Source organism: Pseudomonas sp. RIT409, from assembly GCF_003052515.2.
Classification (GTDB): domain Bacteria; phylum Pseudomonadota; class Gammaproteobacteria; order Pseudomonadales; family Pseudomonadaceae; genus Aquipseudomonas.
On sequence record NZ_QARE02000003.1, the window covers coordinates 248,246 to 266,913 of the forward strand.

The 18,668-nt window shown below is 60.3% G+C and carries 17 protein-coding genes and 1 pseudogene; 11 read left to right on the forward strand and 7 right to left on the reverse strand.

The genetic code is table 11. The features are described from left to right. Window positions 1-64 precede the first annotated feature (64 nt). The 5 genes and pseudogenes from DBP26_RS05660 to DBP26_RS05680 all read left to right on the forward strand — a co-directional run. On the forward strand, window positions 65-955 hold the full coding sequence (locus tag DBP26_RS05660) for an NAD(P)-dependent oxidoreductase (RefSeq protein WP_108236561.1): 891 nt from the start codon (window positions 65-67) through the stop codon (window positions 953-955). Next, entirely contained in the window at window positions 952-2,439 is a 1,488-nt protein-coding gene (locus DBP26_RS05665) for an NAD-dependent succinate-semialdehyde dehydrogenase (protein ID WP_256600631.1), read from the forward strand. The genes DBP26_RS05660 and DBP26_RS05665 overlap by 4 nt, the downstream gene beginning before the upstream one ends. 70 nt (window positions 2,440-2,509) lie before the next feature. Continuing rightward, window positions 2,510-3,832 (forward strand): MFS transporter, encoded by a 1,323-nt coding sequence (locus DBP26_RS05670; protein WP_108236559.1) that lies wholly within the window; start codon window positions 2,510-2,512, stop codon window positions 3,830-3,832. A gap of 73 nt (window positions 3,833-3,905) precedes the next feature. After that, on the forward strand, window positions 3,906-4,967 hold the full coding sequence (locus DBP26_RS05675; RefSeq protein WP_256600628.1) for an amidohydrolase family protein: 1,062 nt from the start codon (window positions 3,906-3,908) through the stop codon (window positions 4,965-4,967). Window positions 4,968-5,109: 142 nt separating this feature from the next. Beyond that, window positions 5,110-5,340: pseudogene (locus DBP26_RS05680) on the forward strand (OprD family outer membrane porin); the annotation flags it as partial. A 52-nt stretch (window positions 5,341-5,392) separates the two neighbouring features. Here the strand turns inward: DBP26_RS05680 and DBP26_RS05685 are convergent. Continuing rightward, a complete protein-coding gene (locus tag DBP26_RS05685) occupies window positions 5,393-5,887 on the reverse strand; it encodes a nuclear transport factor 2 family protein (RefSeq protein ID WP_108236557.1) in 495 nt (164 codons plus the stop codon). 55 nt (window positions 5,888-5,942) lie between these two features. Further along, window positions 5,943-6,701, reverse strand: a complete 759-nt coding sequence (locus DBP26_RS05690; protein ID WP_108236556.1) for an SDR family oxidoreductase — start codon at window positions 6,699-6,701, stop codon at window positions 5,943-5,945. Between the two features lie 195 nt (window positions 6,702-6,896). Here DBP26_RS05690 and DBP26_RS05695 point away from each other — a divergent pair, with 195 nt between their 5' ends. Next, complete coding sequence (locus DBP26_RS05695) at window positions 6,897-7,496, forward strand: TetR/AcrR family transcriptional regulator (RefSeq protein WP_218565093.1); 600 nt, start codon at window positions 6,897-6,899, stop codon at window positions 7,494-7,496. A 53-nt stretch (window positions 7,497-7,549) separates the two neighbouring features. Further along, window positions 7,550-8,989: an MFS transporter gene (locus DBP26_RS05700; RefSeq protein ID WP_218565092.1), complete on the forward strand. Its 1,440-nt coding sequence runs from the start codon at window positions 7,550-7,552 to the stop codon at window positions 8,987-8,989. A gap of 44 nt (window positions 8,990-9,033) precedes the next feature. On the opposite strand, the gene DBP26_RS05705 is transcribed toward DBP26_RS05700, so the two are convergent. The 5 genes from DBP26_RS05705 to DBP26_RS05725 form a co-directional block, all read right to left on the reverse strand. Next, window positions 9,034-9,885: a LysR family transcriptional regulator gene (locus tag DBP26_RS05705; protein WP_108236555.1), complete on the reverse strand. Its 852-nt coding sequence runs from the start codon at window positions 9,883-9,885 to the stop codon at window positions 9,034-9,036. 200 nt (window positions 9,886-10,085) lie between these two features. Beyond that, a complete protein-coding gene (locus tag DBP26_RS05710; protein ID WP_108236554.1) occupies window positions 10,086-11,192 on the reverse strand; it encodes a Gfo/Idh/MocA family oxidoreductase in 1,107 nt (368 codons plus the stop codon). A 156-nt stretch (window positions 11,193-11,348) separates the two neighbouring features. Then, window positions 11,349-12,614, reverse strand: a complete 1,266-nt coding sequence (codB, locus tag DBP26_RS05715; protein ID WP_108236553.1) for a cytosine permease — start codon at window positions 12,612-12,614, stop codon at window positions 11,349-11,351. Window positions 12,615-12,874: 260 nt separating this feature from the next. Then, window positions 12,875-14,479 carry a GGDEF domain-containing protein gene (locus DBP26_RS05720; protein WP_158541395.1) on the reverse strand — a complete coding sequence of 535 codons (1,605 nt, stop codon included), beginning with the start codon at window positions 14,477-14,479 and terminating at the stop codon, window positions 12,875-12,877. Window positions 14,480-14,810: 331 nt separating this feature from the next. Beyond that, window positions 14,811-15,251 carry a TolC family protein gene (locus DBP26_RS05725; RefSeq protein ID WP_256600622.1) on the reverse strand — a complete coding sequence of 147 codons (441 nt, stop codon included), beginning with the start codon at window positions 15,249-15,251 and terminating at the stop codon, window positions 14,811-14,813. A 73-nt stretch (window positions 15,252-15,324) separates the two neighbouring features. Here DBP26_RS05725 and DBP26_RS05730 point away from each other — a divergent pair, with 73 nt between their 5' ends. The 4 genes from DBP26_RS05730 (at window position 15,325) to DBP26_RS05745 (ending at window position 18,640) form a co-directional block, all read left to right on the forward strand. Next, complete coding sequence (locus DBP26_RS05730; protein WP_108236551.1) at window positions 15,325-15,906, forward strand: TetR/AcrR family transcriptional regulator; 582 nt, start codon at window positions 15,325-15,327, stop codon at window positions 15,904-15,906. A 96-nt stretch (window positions 15,907-16,002) separates the two neighbouring features. Continuing rightward, a complete protein-coding gene (gcvA, locus tag DBP26_RS05735) occupies window positions 16,003-16,908 on the forward strand; it encodes a transcriptional regulator GcvA (RefSeq protein WP_108236550.1) in 906 nt (301 codons plus the stop codon). Window positions 16,909-16,990: 82 nt separating this feature from the next. Continuing rightward, window positions 16,991-17,818 (forward strand): DMT family transporter, encoded by an 828-nt coding sequence (locus DBP26_RS05740; protein WP_108236549.1) that lies wholly within the window; start codon window positions 16,991-16,993, stop codon window positions 17,816-17,818. Between the two features lie 60 nt (window positions 17,819-17,878). Then, window positions 17,879-18,640 (forward strand): glucose 1-dehydrogenase, encoded by a 762-nt coding sequence (locus DBP26_RS05745; RefSeq protein ID WP_108236548.1) that lies wholly within the window; start codon window positions 17,879-17,881, stop codon window positions 18,638-18,640. Window positions 18,641-18,668: the final 28 nt, after the last annotated feature.

The following is an 18,668-nucleotide window of genomic DNA, read 5'->3' on the forward strand; positions in this document are numbered from 1 at the left end:
CGCTTGGCTTGGGCATGACAATTTCAATAAGCAGCCTGTTCAACGTTAATGCGGGGTACACAGTGTGAAAATCGGGTTTATTGGCCTGGGCCGAATGGGTTTTGCCTTGGCTTCCAATCTCTTGAAAAACGGCGTCAACCTGACGGTTTTTGACATCCAGGCCGACCCTGTCGGAAAGCTTGTCGAACGAGGTGCAAAGACCGTAGCGGACCCGGCCATCCTGGCGAGTGAGGCCGATGTGGTGTTTACCATGCTCCCCGGCCCGAAACAGTCGCGGGAAGTGCTGTTGGGCGAGGCCGGTATCCTGGCTGCCATGAACCGGGATGCGACTCTGGTGGAGCTCAGTACCATCGACACCGATACGGTCGATGAAATTCACCGCGCCGCCACCGCACGCGGCATCCGTTTTGCCGACGCCCCCGTCGGTCGATTGGCAACGAGCGCAGACAGGGGAGAGTCACTGTTCATGCTCGGCGCTTCAGCGGTTGATCATGACGCACTCAAGCCCCTGCTGCTCAAGATGGGCTCAACGGTGCAACATTGCGGCGAGGCCGGCGCGGGCACCCGCATGAAGCTGATTAACAACTTGATGGTGCTCTCCTACTGCCAATTGAATTCCGAAGCGCTGGTCCTTTCGAAGGCCCTCGGAATGGATACCCGCAAGGTCTACGACCTGTTGACCGGCACCACAGCGGTGAATGGGCAGTTGAAGGAAAAATGGCCGACTAAAGTGCTCGGCGGCGATCTGTCGCCTGGGTTCGATATCGCGCTGGGCTTCAAGGACCTCACGCTGGCGTGCCAAGCAGCGCAATCCTCGGGCGTATCGCTCCCGATAGGAAATCTGGTGCGCGGAATGTTCCAGTTGGCCCGCAACGCTGGGTACGACGGTAAAGACACGTCGTCGATGACCGAATTCTGGGCCATCGCAAATGGCATTGAGCCTTTACGTATTTGATCCCCTCCCCGTTTTTTCAAGTCGAACAAACACAACAACTGACGAGAAACGCCATGGACTATTCCCAATACATTGCCGGCAAGTTCTGCACCGGTACGGCAAACGCCGCGATTACCGTCATCAACCCAGCCACCGGCAACGTGCTGGGCAGCTACCCGCAAGCTTCAGACACTGATGTGAAACGCGCCATCGCGGCTGCCGCCGCTGCATTCAAAACGTGGCGCGATACCTCCGCGCTTGAGCGCTCGAATATGCTTCGCCGCAGCGCTGCGTTGATGCGCCAGCGTAGTGACGAAATCGCAAAACACATCTCGCTTGAGCTCGGGAAGCCTTTCAGCGAGGCCAAGAAAGAAGTCGTAGTCGCCGCGGAAATGTTCGAATGGTCTGCCGAAGAAGCCCGCAGGCTTTACGGTCGTGTGATTCCGGCCCGCACCCCCGGCGTGACCCAAACCGTAGTGCTCGAGCCCTGTGGTGTCGTGGCCGCCTTTGCCGGATGGAACGCGCCGGCCATCACCCCTTCGCGCAAGATTGCGGGTGCACTCGCCGCCGGCTGTACCGTCGTGTTGAAGCCCTCGGAGGAAACCCCCGGCGTCGCACTGATGATCGCCCAGGCGACCGCGGATGCCGGTATCCCGGCGGGTGTGATCAATATGGTGTTTGGTGATCCGGCCCGGATCGCAGATATTCTTTGCACCGCTCCCGAAATTGCATCGATCAGTTTCACGGGTGCAACCACTGTCGGAAAAGAAATTGGCGGCAAAGCCGGTGCCTTACTCAAGCGCACCACCCTCGAGCTGGGAGGCCACGCGCCGGTGATCATCTGCGATGACGTGAATGTCGCCAACGTCGCAGCGAGCGCCGCCGCTGCCAAATTCCGCAATGCCGGACAGGTCTGTATTTCGCCTACGCGTTTTTTGGTGCAACGGCCCATCTTTGATGAGTTCGTGGATGCGTTCACCCGCGCGGCACGTGCATTCAAAGTGGGCGACCCATTCGATGCGGATACCCAGATGGGACCCTTGAAAAATGAACGTCGTCGCAGTGCGGTCGAGCGTCTGATAGAGGATGCACGCTTACGAGGATTACGCATCGCCGCCGGCGGCGAACGCCTGCCAGGCAATGGCTACTATTTCCAACCCACTGTGATCATTGAGCCACAGATGGACGCGGACGTCGCCAACATAGAGCCGTTCGGCCCTGTGGCGTTGATCAGCCCATTCGACAAATTGGACGAGGCGATTATCGAGGCCAACCGTCTCCCGTTCGGGCTCGCAGCGTATGCGTTCACCAACAACCTCGCTGCAGCAGGGAAGCTGTCGCACATGCTTCAGAGCGGCGCGATCTGCATCAATGAATGGCTGGCGTCACTGCCTGAAACCCCGTTCGGGGGGTACAAAGACAGCGGCTTGGGCTCCGAGGGCGGCATCGAAGGATTACGAGAATTCCTTAGGGTCAAGTCTGTCCGGCAGAGCCAAGCCAGTTGAACACGTAGAACACGCATGGCCTGTTCCCATTCAGGCCACGCCCTCTTACTGCCGTAGCGAGCACAAGAATATGAACAATATCGGTAATGCAGCCATGGCGGACACGCCCCCCACGTCCGCAGTCCACGACACTCGCTCGATCCGCAAGGTCGTCTGGGCCGGAGCAATCGGCACGCTGATCGAGTATTACGACTACACCGCTTACGCCTTCTTGGCCACGACCCTAGCTGCCTTGTTCTTCCCGGCGGACGAGCCGCTCGCCCTGCTTTACACCTTCGCGGTGTTCGGCGTCGCATTCGTGGTCAGACCCATAGGCGGCATCCTGTTAGGCGCATTGGCAGACAAAGTCGGTCGCAAGCCTGCGCTACTGGTGTCTGTGGTGGGCATGGTGGGTGCCACGGCCTGCATCGGGCTTTTACCCACTTATGCTGCAGCAGGTATAGCCGCACCTGTGCTGCTGTGTTTGTTGCGTTGCATTCAAGGCATGGCCGCCGGCGGAGAAATGGGCGGGGCCGTTACTTATGTGGCCGAAGTGGCGCCTGACGCGAAGCGAGCGGCGTTGACAAGCACCACGCAAATCGGCTGCCTGGTGGGGACCATGGGGGGTGCAATCGCGGTTGCGCTTTTGAACATGCTAATGACCCATGAACAACTGTTGGACTGGGGCTGGCGCCTGCCATTTCTGATCTCAGCGCCTATGGGCATCATTGCGCTGATGATCCGGCACAAAATGGAGGAGACTCCAGACTTCGTGAAGCTCGAGCGGCAAAACAAGGTCAAGAAAGCCCCTACCCTGATCCTGCTGCGCCGCTACCCCGGTCCGCTGTTGGCGATTGCCTGCATCGGTTCGTGCGCGATGGCAGGCTACTACCTGCCCTTTACGTACTTGGTCACCTATTTTCAACAGCAGGGCATTATGACGGCGCAGATGGCGGGTTGGTCTGCCACCCTTTCAATGACGGTTGCTGCTCTAGCCATTTATCCGTTCGGATTGCTCAGCGATAAAATAGGTCGACGGCCAATGCTGATCGGCGTAACGCTGTGCTTCATGGTGTTTACCTATCCGCTTTTTTTGGCAATGAAGCTATCTGTGAGCGCGGCCATGGCGTCGCAAGTCGCACTTGGGCTGCTTGAGGCGGCCTACTTGTCCACCAACTACACCCTGTATTGCGAGCTACTGCCAACCAGTGTTCGCACCAGCGGCATCAACCTTGGCATCAGCATCGCGGCGATTGCCGCCGGCGGATCAGCCCCTTACATCGCCACTTGGCTGATGACGTATACCGGTTCGCCGACCTCCCCCGCCTGGATCCTGATCATCGCAGGACTGATCTCTTTCCTGGTGCTGCTGCGCCTCAAGGAAACAGCGGGACGCCCCTTGGCGATCGAATAACCGCCAAGCCTTTTTACCGAGATGAGTGCGACGGTGGATACCGTCATGCCTAAGCAGTTTTTCGAGGACAGACATGAATATGCCAACCACTACCCACACGCAAGACGACCTGCTGCCCATGCTGAAGGCACCGCGCTTGAACCCTGATTGGTATGCTGACAGCCCCGAAACCATTCTGGATCCGGGGCGCCGCATTATCGATGCCCATTTCCATTTCACGGATCACTGGGCGGGGTACGGGCTGAACGAGCAACTCGCCGACGTTGAAGCGGGTCACCGCGTCGAAGCTACCGTCTTCATTCAGTGTGGCTGGAACTACCGGGCTACCGGGCCAGAACCACTGAAGCCTGTCGGCGAAACGGAAGCCGTGACCCGAATCGCCGAACAGGCCCTCGCCCAGGGCGCGCGTGCCGAGATCGCCGCTGCAATTGTGGGTCATGCGGACCTCACGATGGGAGCGGCAGTCGAAGATGTGCTCGTGGCGCATCAAGAAGCGGCCAACGGGCGTTTTCGAGGCATCCGGTGTGCTGCCGCCAGAAGCGAAGCTTTCCGTTTCGGTGTATTGCCACGCCCTGAGCGCCAGCTTTTTGCCGACCCTAATTTCCGTCGCGGATTACAGCAATTGGCGAAGCATGAATTAGCCTTCGATGCATGGATTTACCATACCCAGATCCAAGAAGTGGTAGACCTCGCAAGGGCTGTTCCGGAGGTGCCCATCGTGCTCGATCATTTGGGCGGCATCCTGGGTGTGTTTGAACACGCACAACGCCGCCGCGAGGTATTCGCTGAGTGGCAACGCTCAGTGAGGCAACTCGCTGACTGCCCCAATGTGTTCGTGAAAATCGGTGGCTATGCGATCGCTATTTCTGGTTACCATTTCGAGCAATATCTCACACCACCGTCTTCGCAATTGCTCGCTGAACTGTGGCGACCGACTGCCGAGTTTGTGATTGAGACCTTTGGCGCTGAACGCTGCATGTTCGAAAGTAATTTTCCGGTTGATCGTGCTGCCGGGCACTACGCCACGGTATGGAACGCATTCAAGCTGATTGCTCAGTCAGCGAGCGAGAGCGAAAAAGAGCGATTGTTCTCGGGCACAGCCGCACAGGTCTACCGCATCTCGCTGAAAACCTGAAAAGCTGTCATCAACGTGAGGGTTCACCTGCCTAGCCAGCCCGGGATGCGAAGAACCTGTTGCCGGTGTCAACCCCTGGCCTTGCTCGGTTGCCCCCATGCGGTGGCTCAAGCCTTGGCATTGGAGACGCTTTTAGAAAACGGGGCTCACCATGATGAACCGGTTTATCAAGGGGACAAACGTACACACCACCACGATCAAAGATGGGGAAGACCGAGGTCGGGAATCGGAACTGGCGTATGTTTTTCAAAGCGGCCCTCTCAAATCTCTAACCCTCCGCTGGCGTAACTCCACCCTGCGTAGGAACTACGGCAGCAACAGCAGCTTCGACGAGAACCGCCTGATCATTCAATACCCCATTTCGCTTCTGTAACCCAAGCCTTCGCTCATTCTGGCAGCAGCTCAGCTGGCAACGCCTCAGTCGATCAGCCTTGCTCGGGAGAAGGCTGTTGCCGCCCGAAGCCCTCGTTGCCCGCAATGGGGGCCCAGTCTTTCAAGGGGGTCAGGTAATGGAGTTCGAAATACCTCGACTTGAACGCCCACTGCCCTGACCGTCGTTCGAACGTGTCGTGATACAGCCCACTGACTTGCACGGGGCCTTTCTCGATGTCGTAGAACACACAGTCCGCGGCCACGGTGCCGGCAGCGCTGTCACCGTCGATCTTGATCAGCGGGTTGCTCATCCAGTGGTGCATATGGGGCATCTGTCGCCAGCTGTTTTCAGCCATCAGCAGAATGTCATCGCGGCTGGCGGCGTTTCCGAAACCCGGCAGATCAAGGGTCGAATCGGCGTGCCAGATGCTCTGCAAAAGTGCTCTGTCCAAGCGATCGAAAGCGTTCGCATAGGAGGAAATAAGGGTGTCGATAGCCGCACGGCTTTCCAATGCGTCCAGCCGAGCGATCAATTGTTCGATGTTCATAACGTTGTCCAGTCAGGAGCGCCCCCTACAAAGGGGCAGCGGGGCATGAGGAACTTCAGATTTGCGACAGGCCGCCGTCGACCATCAGCTCGACGCCGTTGACGTAACGCGCATCGTCGGACGCCAGGAACAGCGCAGACGAAGCGATTTCTTCCGGCTCGGCCATGTAGCCTAGCGGCGTGATCTGCTCGACGTATTTGCGCAACTCGGCGATCTCGCTTTCACTCATCCCAAGGCCGTTGTCCTGGATCGGGGTGCGGGTGAAGCCGGGGCTGACCACATTCGCGCGGATCTTGCGGCCTTTGAGTTCGTTGGCCCACGTGCGTGCGAAAGACCGCACGGCGGCTTTGGATGCGTTGTACAGGCTCAACCCTTCCAGACCGTTGCTTGAGCAGATCGAGGCTGTCAGGACAATCGCGGAGCCGTTCTTCATCAGCGGCAGCAGTGTCTGAACGGTAAAGAAGACGCCCTTCACGTTGATGTCGAACAGGGTGTAGTAGGCGGCCTCGGTGGTCTCGCCCACCGGATTTTTTTCGCAGATACCGGCGTTGGCAAACACCGCGTCCACCTGATCGCCATTCGCCTTGATCACCGCCTTGAGTTCATCAAGGTCAGCCTGGCGGGAAACGTCGGAAATCACCGCCACTGCCTTCTCACCCAATTTTTCGACCGCAGCCTCCAGCGTGCCGGCCGAACGTCCAGTGATGTATACGCGTTTAGCACCTTGCTCGATCAGCCCCTGTGCGATGGCAAATCCGATGCCGGTGGATGCGCCTGTGACGACTGCAATCCGATCAGTGAATGTTCCTGCCATGTCTGACTCCTCAAGTGTTGGCTGGGTGGATCGACTGGAACCACTGTGAGCCATTGTGGAAGTCATTCAGCGTGATGGGCACTGCCACAAATGCACGCGGGGCGTACATTTTTGTGAGGCGTAAACGCGGAAAAATTCTTTTAGATTGGAACCGATCGGTTCTCGGCCTGAACCGACACTCAGGAGTTCCGATCGATGACTCATGCACCCGGACCCGGGCGTCCACGACAGTTCGAATTGGAGGATGCCGCCCGCCATGCCATGAACGTGTTCTGGGATCGCGGCTATGAAGGCGCCTCGTTGCCCGACCTGATCGAAGGCACCGGGTTGTCCCGGGGAAGTTTGTACAAAGCCTTCGGCGACAAGAAAGGCATCCTCCTGGCAGCCCTCGATATCTATTGCGCACAAGCCTTGAAAATGACTGCCGACATCCTTTCCCAGCCCGGCACCGCGAGGCAAGCGATCCACGAGTCCATGCTGCGCCATGCCCGCTCTTCTGCCGGTGAGGAAGGACGACGCGGATGCATGCTGGTTGCCGTAGCCAATGAACTGATCGCGCAGGAACCCGAGGTCAGGCAGCGGATCGCCCGCATGCTCGACCGCACTCAGCAGCTCTACGCTAGCGCGATCATTCGTGGCCAGGCGGCTGGGGAATTCGGCGAAGGCGATGAGCAGGAAATCGCGCATTTTCTGGTCTGCCAGATCGAGGGCATGCGGGTACTCGGAAAGACCGGGGCACGTGAGGCGCAAATGACCGCGTTGGTCGAGCGCAGCATGCATCTGCTTGACAGCTAATCGACCCATCCACCCCATCCGGAACCGAATGGTTTCTTAAAGGAACCCTCTTTATGTCTCTTACCCTGACTCAAAACGTAGACATCACACACGATCCCAAGCGTTGGTTCATGTTCGTAATCCTGTTGGTTGGGGCGTTTCTCCCGCCTCTGGATTTCTTCATCGTGAACGTTGCCCTCCCCTCCATTCAGAAAGATTTGGGGACCGGTTCTTCCGCCGAACAACTGGTGATCTCTTCTTACGCGACGCTCTACGCCGTCACCCTGATCACAGGCGGGCGGCTGGGTGATCTTTACGGTCGCGGGCGCATGTTTTTCCTGGGACTGGTGGGGTTCGCGGCGGCATCGCTGCTCTGCGGACTGGCGACATCGCCGTGGATGTTGATTGCCGGTCGCGCGCTGCAAGGCATTACCGCAGCGGTCATGGCGCCTCAAGCACTCGCCTCGGTGCAGGCGATTTTTCCAGAAGCTGAAAAACCGCGGGCGCTGAGCATCTATGGCGCCGTATTCGGGCTGGCATCGGTGATAGGTCAGGCGCTGGGCGGCATTCTGATTTCTCTCAACGTCATGGGAATGGGGTGGCGAGCGATCTTTCTGGTTAACCTGCCCATTGCGTTGTTGGTCGTGGTGTTCGGGATTCCCGTATTCAAGGAAACCCGCGCGGCGCACGCGAGCAAGCTGGACCTCTGCGGCACTGGGCTGTCGATCCTGACGCTGGGTGCTCTGATCGTCCCCTTGATCGAAGGCCGCGAAGCTGGCTGGCCGCTGTGGGCGTGGCTGTCGCTGGCTGCAGCCCCCGTTCTGGCCTGGCTGTTCTGGCAATACGAAATCCGTCTGCACCGCGCCGGTGGTACACCTCTGCTCAATCCTACCGCGCTGAAGGCGCCTGGCCTGGGCCGAGCACTGCTGGTCGCTCTGTGCTTCTATGCGATCGGCGTGTTCTTCCTGTTGTTCTCGATTTATCTGCAGGGCGCTCTGCACGCCACACCGCTTCACGCTGGTCTGATCTTTCTGCCTTTTGGGGCGGGCTTTCTGCTGGGGCCTTTGTCGACCGGCCCGTTCAAGCGTCTTTTTGGCGCTTACGTCAATCCTGTGGGCATGGCACTGGAAGTCATCGGATTCCTGGCGCTGGCCTGGCTTGTCTCCACAGTACCGACTGACGTCGCTCCGTCTGTCTCACTGCTGGCGGTCATTCTTTTCGTCATCGGATTTGGACAAGGCCTGGCCCTGCCGACGTTGATGCGGATGGTCACAGGAAGGGTTGCTCCAGCCTACTCGGGCATGATCGCGGGGATCACCAGCGCGACCTTGCAGATCAGTACGTCGCTGAGCGTGGCAGTGATTGGCGGGGTCTTCTATACGCTGTCAGGGATGAATACGGACCCCGAGACGATCACCCACGCTTTCCGCGTTTCCGTTCTCTGCATCGCCGCGTTCCTGGCGTTGGGCGCCGGCTTGAGCTTCAGCCTGCTGCGCCAGCCGTCGGCCACATAACCCCGCTAGCGGGTGCGTACGATCCCTCAGGCATCGACGCCTCGTCAGTCGGACCCGATCATGCTGGAGGCCAGGTCCGCGAGCGCGCGCAGCCTGTCCATCTGGCGCAGGTCCTGGTGATAGCCCATCCAGATGTCGCGACCCGGCGGCGGCTCGTCCGGGTCCAGCAGTTGCAGGCCTGGCGTTCGGTCGCCGAGCGGGCGCGGCAGGACCGCCAGTCCGAGGCCGTTCGCACACATCTGGGCCTGCACCGTGCGGCTGCTGCTGGTGAATACGGTGCGGGCCAGAGGATAGCGCTGCTGCAGCCAATGCACATCGGGATAGTGGGATTGGGCGATATTCATCAATAACAGCCCTGCGCCCTCGCCATCGGGCTTTGGCGCGGGACTGGCGGCGCTGGCGTAAAGCCCGTAACGCATGGTGGTCAGCTTGCGGTGCACGATGTCGGGTTCGGTAAAAGGCACGATGCGAAAGGCAATGTCTGCGTCACGCCGCGCCAGATCGAAGAGTCGATGGCCAGGTATCACCTCGGGCGCGATCAGCGGATACCGTCGAGCCAATTCACGAAACACCGGCGTCAGCACATACCCGGCGAACCACTCCGCACATGAGATTCGCAACAGCCCTTCAGGCTGATCGCTGTCACCGGCAAGACGACGCTCGATCGACAGTGCACTCTGCTCCATCTCCTCCGCCAGACCGAGAATCCGTTCGCCGGTGTCCGTGAGCACCAGCCCTTGGACCGTGCGTAGAAACAAGGGCTGGCCACTGGTCTGTTCAAGCACCTGCAAGCGACGGCCTACCGTGGGGTGACTGACCCCCAACTGCTTCGCAGCAGCGCCTAACGATCCGCTGCGAGCAATCGCCAGAAAGACCCGCATATCGCTCCAGTCCATTGCCCCACCCCGTGCAGAAAAGAACGACGAGGTTGCAGCATTGACACGCCCGTAGCAATCCCCCAGCGGACGTATGAATCGTACCGGTCAGCTCAGCAGCATGACGGGTGACTGGGGAGTTACTGAAAGACGTGGGGATCTGGACGCCTTGATCGGGCCGTGCCGACGCGCGCCATTCCTCACGCGTCGGCCGTGCTCGATCACTCCGTTGGCGATTCGGTGTTGATGTAAGGCGGCACCTCGGCCAACGCGAACGTTCGCTGTTGTGTCCTGAGCGGCGGGCGTCTTTGCGCCAAGGGCTCGAGCGTTTGCGCCAGTCCAGTCTCGAGCGCACGCTGTATCGCCATGATCACCCGAACGTCCCGCCAGCCCTCCTCGCCGTCTGGCTCGGGCGTCTGGTCATTGAGGATGCAGTCGGAAAAATAGGCGGTCTCGCCAGCAAACTGATCAACGACGGGGTTGACGTGTTCGGTCGTCTCGCCGTTGAGGGTCGCTCGGTAACGGATGGCCACGCCTTCCCCGTACCCGAAGCAGGGCGATGCCTCGATTTCGCCCTGAGTACCGAGCAACTGGAAGCGCTCGGTGTCTGGCAGCGTGTAACTCACGGTGAAGTGAGCCAGCCGCTCTTCCGGGAAGCGCAGCGAGACGGTCACCGTGTCCCAAGACTCCAGAGGTGATCCTGGCGTTTTTGCACCCAACGCCATCACCTCGATCGGCTCGGCGTTGAACAGTTTGCGCACCATGTTCAGTGGGTAAGGCCCCATGTCCGCAACGGGACCCGCAGCGAAACCGTTTTGGTTGCGATGGTTGCTGGCCTTGACGGTTTGGGCGAATGTCGACGTGAACACGCGCGGGTCACCGAACTCCCCTTTCTGCACACGCTCGATCATCTCGAGCGTTCCAGGCTCACAATGCAACCGGTACGCGACCATGAGCTTGGCGCCTGTTCGTTCTGCGACGTCCGCCATCTCACGGCACTCGGCTTGCGTGACAGCCATGGGCTTTTCCAGAAGCACATGGATGCCTGCATGAAGCGCGGGAATCACATACTGGGTGTGCAAAAAATTCGGCGTCGCAACGTACACGGCGTCAATTTCCCCGGAGGCCAACAGCTTGGGGTACTCCTCGTACGAGTAGGACTTCAGACCATAGACCGAGGCCAAATCCTGCGCTTTGACCGGATCCCCCGTGACCAGGGCGGTCATCACCGAGTTGTCCGTCTGGCCTACACCCGGCATGAAGGCCCCTTGAGAAATTGACCCGCCTGCTACCACCGCGTACCGAATCTTTCCATCTGAGCTAGGCATCCTCTTCTCCTGTCGAGTATCAATTGCTCACACAGGAAGTGGGCAAGCCAAGCTCGGCAAGGTTCCATCTTTGTGGCCGTTCCAATGCTCAACCGCCTGGGCGCACGGTCAGCTCGTCAAGGCCTGAAAGCTTCAGGACCTCCTCCACCATCAGGCTCACTGTTCACCCTGAACGCTGGTCACCGCCGTGTCCCGAGCCCCCATGCGCAGCAGCCCGATGTAGCACACCGCGGCAACCGCGATCCCCACCAGCGGCGCGATCCAGGGTGAGCAGTACGCGACGATGGCGCCGACGGCATAGGCAATCAAGCCTTTGGCGTTGTAGCGTGGCAATGTGGCGTTGGCCAGCAGGGGGTAACTGCCGCGATGGCGATACCAGAAGTCAGCCATGATGACGCCGCCCACGGGAGGGATGATCGAACCGAGCAGGACGAGAAAAGGAATGAGCATTTCGTACATGCCGCCGATCGCCAGAATGACGCCCACACCCGCCGCGATCAAGGTCATCGTGCGGCGTCTTTCGCTTCGCACTAGATGGCAGGCAGCGGCCGCCACGTTGTAGATCGTCGGCCCCTGGATCGTCCACAGGTTCAGACACAGCATGACCACGGCCGCGAATGACAAGCCCTGGAGCATCATCACCTCAACGATGTCGGCCTGCTGATAGACGACTGCGCACCAGGCGCCTGCCACGACCATCAAGCCATTGCCCAGCAGAAAACTGACGACGCTGGCAATGATCGCCACGCGCCCAGTGCGGGAAAGCCGCGTCCAGTTGGTGGCCTGCGTCGCGCCACTGGCGAACGTGCCGAACACCATGGTCACCGCAGCGGAAAAGGTCATGGTCTCGTGCGGAATCACCGCCGAGAGGCCTTTGAACCCGCCGATGTCGTGCGTGGCGATGTACATCGAAATGATCAACAAGATGAACATCAGGGGCACCGAGAGGCGCGAAAGGATGTCCAGGCCTTTGTAACCGACGATGGCGGTGATGCTGAAACCAAAGCCGAACAGAATCATCAGCGGGAGCGTCAGGCCCTCGGCCAGCCCGAGCATCTTCACCAGCACGATGGCGACGGTGGCCGTGCCCCAGGCATACCAGCCCAGTTCGGCAAACCCCAGCAGAAAGTCCGAGAGCCGGCTTCCCGCTTCCCCGAAACAGAAGCGCCCCATCAACACCGTGTTCAGCCCACTGCGCGACGCGATGAACGCCAGTGCGGCAGCGTAGATCGCGAGCAGGGTGTTCCCGATCGTGGCAATCCACAGCATGTCCGTAAATGAAAAGGCCATGCCCAACTTGCCACCTGCAAACATGGTCCCGGTAAAGAACGTGAAACTGAACAGCACCATGGAAATGGATAACAGCCCCTTTCGCGCGGACGGTGGGGCTTCACTTAAGGGAAAATCGCCGGATGAGCTCATGTACCTGCTCCTGTTCAAGTGCGTTTGATTGAGTGATCGCGCGCTCAAGGAGAGCAAATAGCAGGCCCGTTTCAGACGGCCTGAAAACGGCGGTATCGGACTCTTTATTCCGTCGAGGATGTGCTGGCCGCACTGGGTTGAGGCGTTGCGCACTGTTTGAGGACAAGCCCTCTGATCGAGACGGCACCGGAAACAAGGAGGAAAAGGCTGAGGCAAGGTTGTAGCGGTCAGGGACGCGAGGCCATGGACGAAAGACCGATTCAGGCCCGTGCCGCGGTACTGGCCTTGGTTTCGAACATGGCGGTGTCGGCCTTGAAAATCAGATCGTCGAGGCCCTCACCCGCTTCCGGATACCACGCCACGCCCAGGCTGGCGCTGACCTTGATCAGGCTGTTGTTCCAGGTCATCGGTTCGGCGACGGCCGTGCAGATGTCCTGGGTGATGCGCTGGATTTCACTGCGCGCATGGGCCCCCTCAAGCAGCACGACGAATTCATCACCCCCTACCCGCGCGGCGATATCGGAGGGACGAATACTGGATTTGATCGCCTCGGCGGCGTGGATGAGAATCGCATCGCCCGCCTGATGGCCGAAACAGTCGTTGACTTGCTTGAAGTGGTTCAAGTCGATGTAACACAGCGCGAGGTGCGCGCCACGCCGCTTTGCAGCGAGCAGCTTCTCAGTGGCGAAGGGAATGAAACTATTGCGATTCGGCAAGCCCGTCAGGCTGTCATAGAAAGCCAGTTTGTGGACTTCCTGTTCGGCGAGTTTGCGTCGCTTGATCTCGTTGCGCAGTTGGCGCTGCACGTTCAGGAGAATCAAGGTGAACGTCAGTGCGATTCCACAGCCGATACTGACCAGGACGATGGTCTTGCGCAGGCGCTCGACGAGTTGAGGCGGACTGGGGTCGTAGATGAAGTTCTCCAGGCCGTCGATCGAGGTGACCATGCCCAGGTCGAGAAAGGTTTCTGCCATTCGCTGCCAGCGGCCTGGGTTCATATGGCCGATCTCAATCAGGTCGGACAGCACCAGCGGCCGCATGGCCTGGGCCTCGTACTGCAAGTGCGCACGGCTTTTCTTGACCGAATACTGGTTGATCAGCAGGTCGATGATTTGCTCGGGGTTGTCCATTGCGTAGCGCCAGCCCCGCAGGGTGGCGCGCCGGAACGCTTCAACCCGTTGTGGATGTTCGTCGATCTCGGCCTGGCTGGTGAACAGGATGTCGCTGTAGAAATCGATCCCGTAGGTGACGGGAGAGATCACGTTGTAGTCCACGCCGCGCTGCTGAAGGTAGAAAGGTTCGTTGGTCAGGTACGAATTGAAGGCCGTCACCTTTCCGTTGGCCAGGTCCTCGATCTGGTAACTGCTGGGTAGCAGGTTGAGTTTGTCGAGGGGTATCCCCTCACTGCGGAACATTGCCAGGAAGTCGGCGTCGGTCTGCTCACCCATCAGCATCACAGGCTTGCCGATGAGATCGTGCACCGTGCGAACCTGCTGGTCCGTGCGCGCCAGCAGAACGGAGGGCGAGTGTTGAAAAATCACCGCCAGCGCGACCAAAGGCTTTCCATGCAGGCGCGCATACAGCAGTTCGCTGTTGGCTTCGCCGTACTGGGCACGCCCGGAAAGCACTTCTTCGACCGGTGTGACGCTGGGGCCGCCTTCGTGCAGGCGCACCTCCAGCCCTTCCTCGCGGTAATACCCCTGCGCAATGGCAGCGTAGTACCCGGCGAACTGGAACTGGTGTTTCCATCGCAGTTGTACATCGATAGTGTGGGCGGAGCTCTCACGCTGTGTGACGGAGCTGGCCCACGCCGCCTGCGCCCAGAGCAGCACGATACTCAATAACAGAGGCAACCGAACCGACATGAACCTCTCCTGCGGGCCTGGCATGTGAAAACAGCCACGGAGGCTGGGCATCGTGACTGTCTATGCGTCACGCTGAACGTTCGGCGAACCAAGCGGGGAGCGGCATTGTGGCATCACCGATGCAGCGCCAGCAATCGCGAACCTGACAACAGCGACGTACGCAAAGGTTTTACCGGCTCATGGACTGCGTCAGCGCGATGCAGGGGGCATGCCAGCGACGAAATGAATCGCTGGGCACGTACAGGAAGGGAGTTTCAGCGCCCGCGAACGGGCGCGACGCTCTTTTGCAGGCCGCACGCGTCGTCGGTCGATGACTCGCGCGGTGATAGGGTCAATTCGCCGCCTGAACGCTCGCCCCGTCCCAGCCGCCGCCGATCGAGCGATACAGCGACACGACAGCGCGGGTCGAATCGCTTTGCGTGCTGCTCAGGCTGTCCCGGGCGACCAGCAGCTCACGATTGGCGTCCAGCACATCGGTGAGGGTGATGGCCCCTGATTTATAGGCCCGCTCGGACAGATCCCGAGCCCGGGTCAGTGCCACGACCTCGTCGGCGAGCTCCTTGCGGCGCTCTTCGGTCTGCGCCACCGTTACCAGGGCATTTTCGACGTCTTCGCAGCCTCTGAGCACCGATTGCCGGTAGCGCGCCAGCGCCTCGGCGTGCTCGCCTTTCGCGTTGGCAACCTCGGCGTCGATCTTGCCGAAGTCGAACAACCGCCAGCGAACCAGACCGCCGATAGAAGGCTGGAAGGCCTGCGAGGTGAACAAACGCATCTGCGCAGCGCTTCCAGGCACCCGGCCCGGCGAGGCGGCTATAATTCGCATCGCCCCGCAGCGCGAGAACATTATGAAAGTCACGAAAGAACGACGAGAGCTGAACAAGGAAAAGATCCTGACGGCAGCGTCCCGTCTCTACCGCGAACATGGAATAGAAGGTATCGGGATCGGCGAACTCTCCAAATCCGTGGGGCTTACCCACGGCGGGTTCTACCGGCAATTTCCCCAAGGCAAGGACCAACTGGTCGCCGAAGCCATCCAACGCACATTCGATGAATACTGTGAATTTTGGAGCACCCTGACATCAGCGAGTGAGGTGGTGCACAGCTACGTCAACCATGAACACTGCCAGAGCAAGCATGACGCCTGCCCTATCCCAACGCTGGCGGCCGATGTCGCCCGGGTAGGCGGCGCGCCCCGTGAGGCCTATACCCGCGGCGTCAAACGCATGGTCGAGCTGCTCATGGCGAAAAAAGGCGACCTGGTTGAAGGCACCTCGGAAAAGCAAGCGATGCAGATGCTGGCTTCGGCGGCGGGTGCCATGATCATCGCGCGGGCTTCCAGTTGTCCCGAGTTGGCTGAAAAGTTCATGGCTGCCGTGCTGGAACAGTGGGACGCGCCGTCACCCGCGCCGGAGGTAATTCGAGACTGACGCGCGCGGATTGATCACGAACGCTGTGGGGAGGGGATCGTCTATGATGAGCAGACATTCATACCGGGCGCCCTTGCCCTCCGTCGGAAACCCGCCATGCGCTATCTGCCACCGACCGCCAGCCTGCGTGCATTCGAGGTCGCTACGCGGCACGCCACCTTCACCTCGGCGTCCGAGGAATTGCATATCACCCAAAGCGCCGTCAGCCATCAACTCAAGCACCTCGAGAGCCTCTGGGGCTTGAAATTGTTCGAGCGTGGCAAGGCGCTGACCCTGACCCCGGCGGGCGCGGCCCTTGCGCCCATCGTGAGGGAGTTTTTCATGAACCTGGAGGCCACCCTCGCCGATCTGCGCGAGCAGAAAGGCAGGGTCAGGCTCAAGGTCAGCACCACCTATTCCTACGCACTGAAGTGGCTGTTGCCACGATTGCCGAGCCTGGCCCAGCAACACCCCGACATCCTGGTGACGCTGGACACCACTGATGAGGCGATCAAGTTTTCGCGCACCGACCCGGACGTCGCAATCCGCCTCGGGCCAGGTCATTACCCGAACCTGTTCTCCGAGTTCCTGTTTCGCGAGCACATCTTTCCGGTGGCCAGCCCCGATCTGCTCAAGCGCTTTGGCCAGCCCCGGCAGCCGGCTGAACTGCTGCGCTACCCGCTGTTGACCCGCGATGGCGCCGACCTGGTGCCCAAATGGGAGGTGTGGTTCCAGCACGTCGGGCTGAGCGTTTCATCCCTTCAGGAAAGTGTCCGGTTCGCCGACACCAACATGACGGTGGAGGCGGCCTTGCTGGGGCAAGGCGTGGCGCTGGTTCGCAGTGGCCATGTGGAGGCGCAGATTGCCGATGGCAGCCTGGTTAGGTTGTTCGACGTGCCATTCCCCTCCCCGGTCGCTTACTACTTCGTCTGCCCGAAAGGTATTGAAGCTCAGCCTCATATCGTCAGCTTCCGTCAATGGTTGAGCGAACAATCGGCCGAGGCCCAACGTGCATACGGGTAACGAATCGAGCATGAGCTTTTGTTCATGATCGGATGAAGAGACTTCGCTGTCATGGCGCTGGATCATCGGCCTAACATGGCCCATGCCTATTCATATTATCTCCCTTGTCCTGTTCGCCGCCGTGCTGCACGCCAGCTGGAATGCCCTGCTCCGTGCAGTCGGTGACCGGCTTTGGTCAATGACCATCATGTGCGTGGCGGTGGCCGGTGCCAGCGTCCTCGGCGCGTTATTCATGGCGGCGCCTGCGGCAGCGAGCTGGCCGTATGCGGTTCTATCGGCCGTGCTGCACGTCGGGTACAACCTGTTTCTGGTGCGCAGCTACCGCTTGGGTGATCTGGGTCAAACCTATCCCGTCGCACGGGGGTGCTCGCCCATTCTGATCACCCTAGGCGCGGCGTTGTTCGCCGGGGAGCATGTCGAGGCGAGCGCCTTGATGGGGATCGGTCTGATTTCGGCAGGCATCATCGCACTGGCCCTGAGCAAGGGCCGTCTCGCCGTTCCCGGCCTGCCTTACGCGGTCGGAACGGGTGTGTTCATCGCGGCTTACAGCGTGACCGACGGCATCGGCGCGCGTCTGTCGGGGGCTCCGATGGCGTACACCTTGTGGATGTGCGCGCTGTGGGGGGTGATGATGCCGGCGGTCTACATTGGCCTGCGAGGCGTCCGCAGCCTGGTGACGCCTCGTCCGGGCTTCCTCATCGCCATCGCCGGCGGCCTGGTGTCGCTTCTGGCGTACAGCACCATCATCTATGCCATGTCCTGGGCGCCCATGGGCGCGGTGTCGGCGCTGCGCGAAACCAGCGTGGTGTTTGCCGCATTGATTGGCTATTTCTTCCTGGGAGAAAGCTTGACCGTCAGGAAACTGCTGGCCTGCGCTGTCATCGCCCTGGGCACCATCGTCATGGGCTGACCGCCTGGCGCAGGCGGTCGCCCGACTTGAAAGCTATTTCATCGCATGAGGGTTCACACCATGGACACTGCTTCACAAGCCCCTTTGATTCTGATCACCGGCGGCAGCCGCGGCGTCGGTGCCGCCACCGCGCGCCTGGCGGCCGCCCAGGGTTACGACGTGGTCATCAGCTTCGTGGCCGATGAGCCCGCCGCCGCAAGCGTCGTGGCTGATGTGCAAGCGATGGGCCGCCGTGCGCTGGCCGTGCGTGCAGACAGCGCCGACCCCGAGCAGGTCGCGCAGTTGTTCGCGACGATCGATCAACAGTTCGGACGCCTGGATGTGTTGGTGAATAACGCGGCGGTGTTGGCGCGCCAGTCGCGCGTGGAAGACCTGAGCCCCGAACGGATGCAGCGCATCTTCGCCGTCAATGCCATCGGCCCCATGCTGTGTGCACAACAGGCGATCAAGCGCATGTCGTATCGGCATCAAGGCCGAGGCGGTTCAGTGGTCAATGTTTCCTCGGCTTCCGCGCGGCTGGGGAGCCCGAACGAATACGTCGACTACGCGGCCTCCAAGGGTGCACTGGAAACCTTCACCATCGGCCTGGCCAAGGAAGTGGCACGCGAGGGGATTCGCGTCAACGGCCTGCGCCCCGGGCACATCTACACCGACATGCATGCCAGCGGTGGCGAGCCCGGACGCGTGGATCGCATCAAGGACACCATTCCCATGGGCCGTGGCGGGCAGCCCGAAGAGGTGGCACGGGCGATCTTGTGGCTGGCCAGCCCTGAGGCGTCGTTCACCACCGGAACCTTCCTGGACGTGACCGGCGGCAAGTGAGCGATGCGCCGGTTGGCGTTCACGCCCC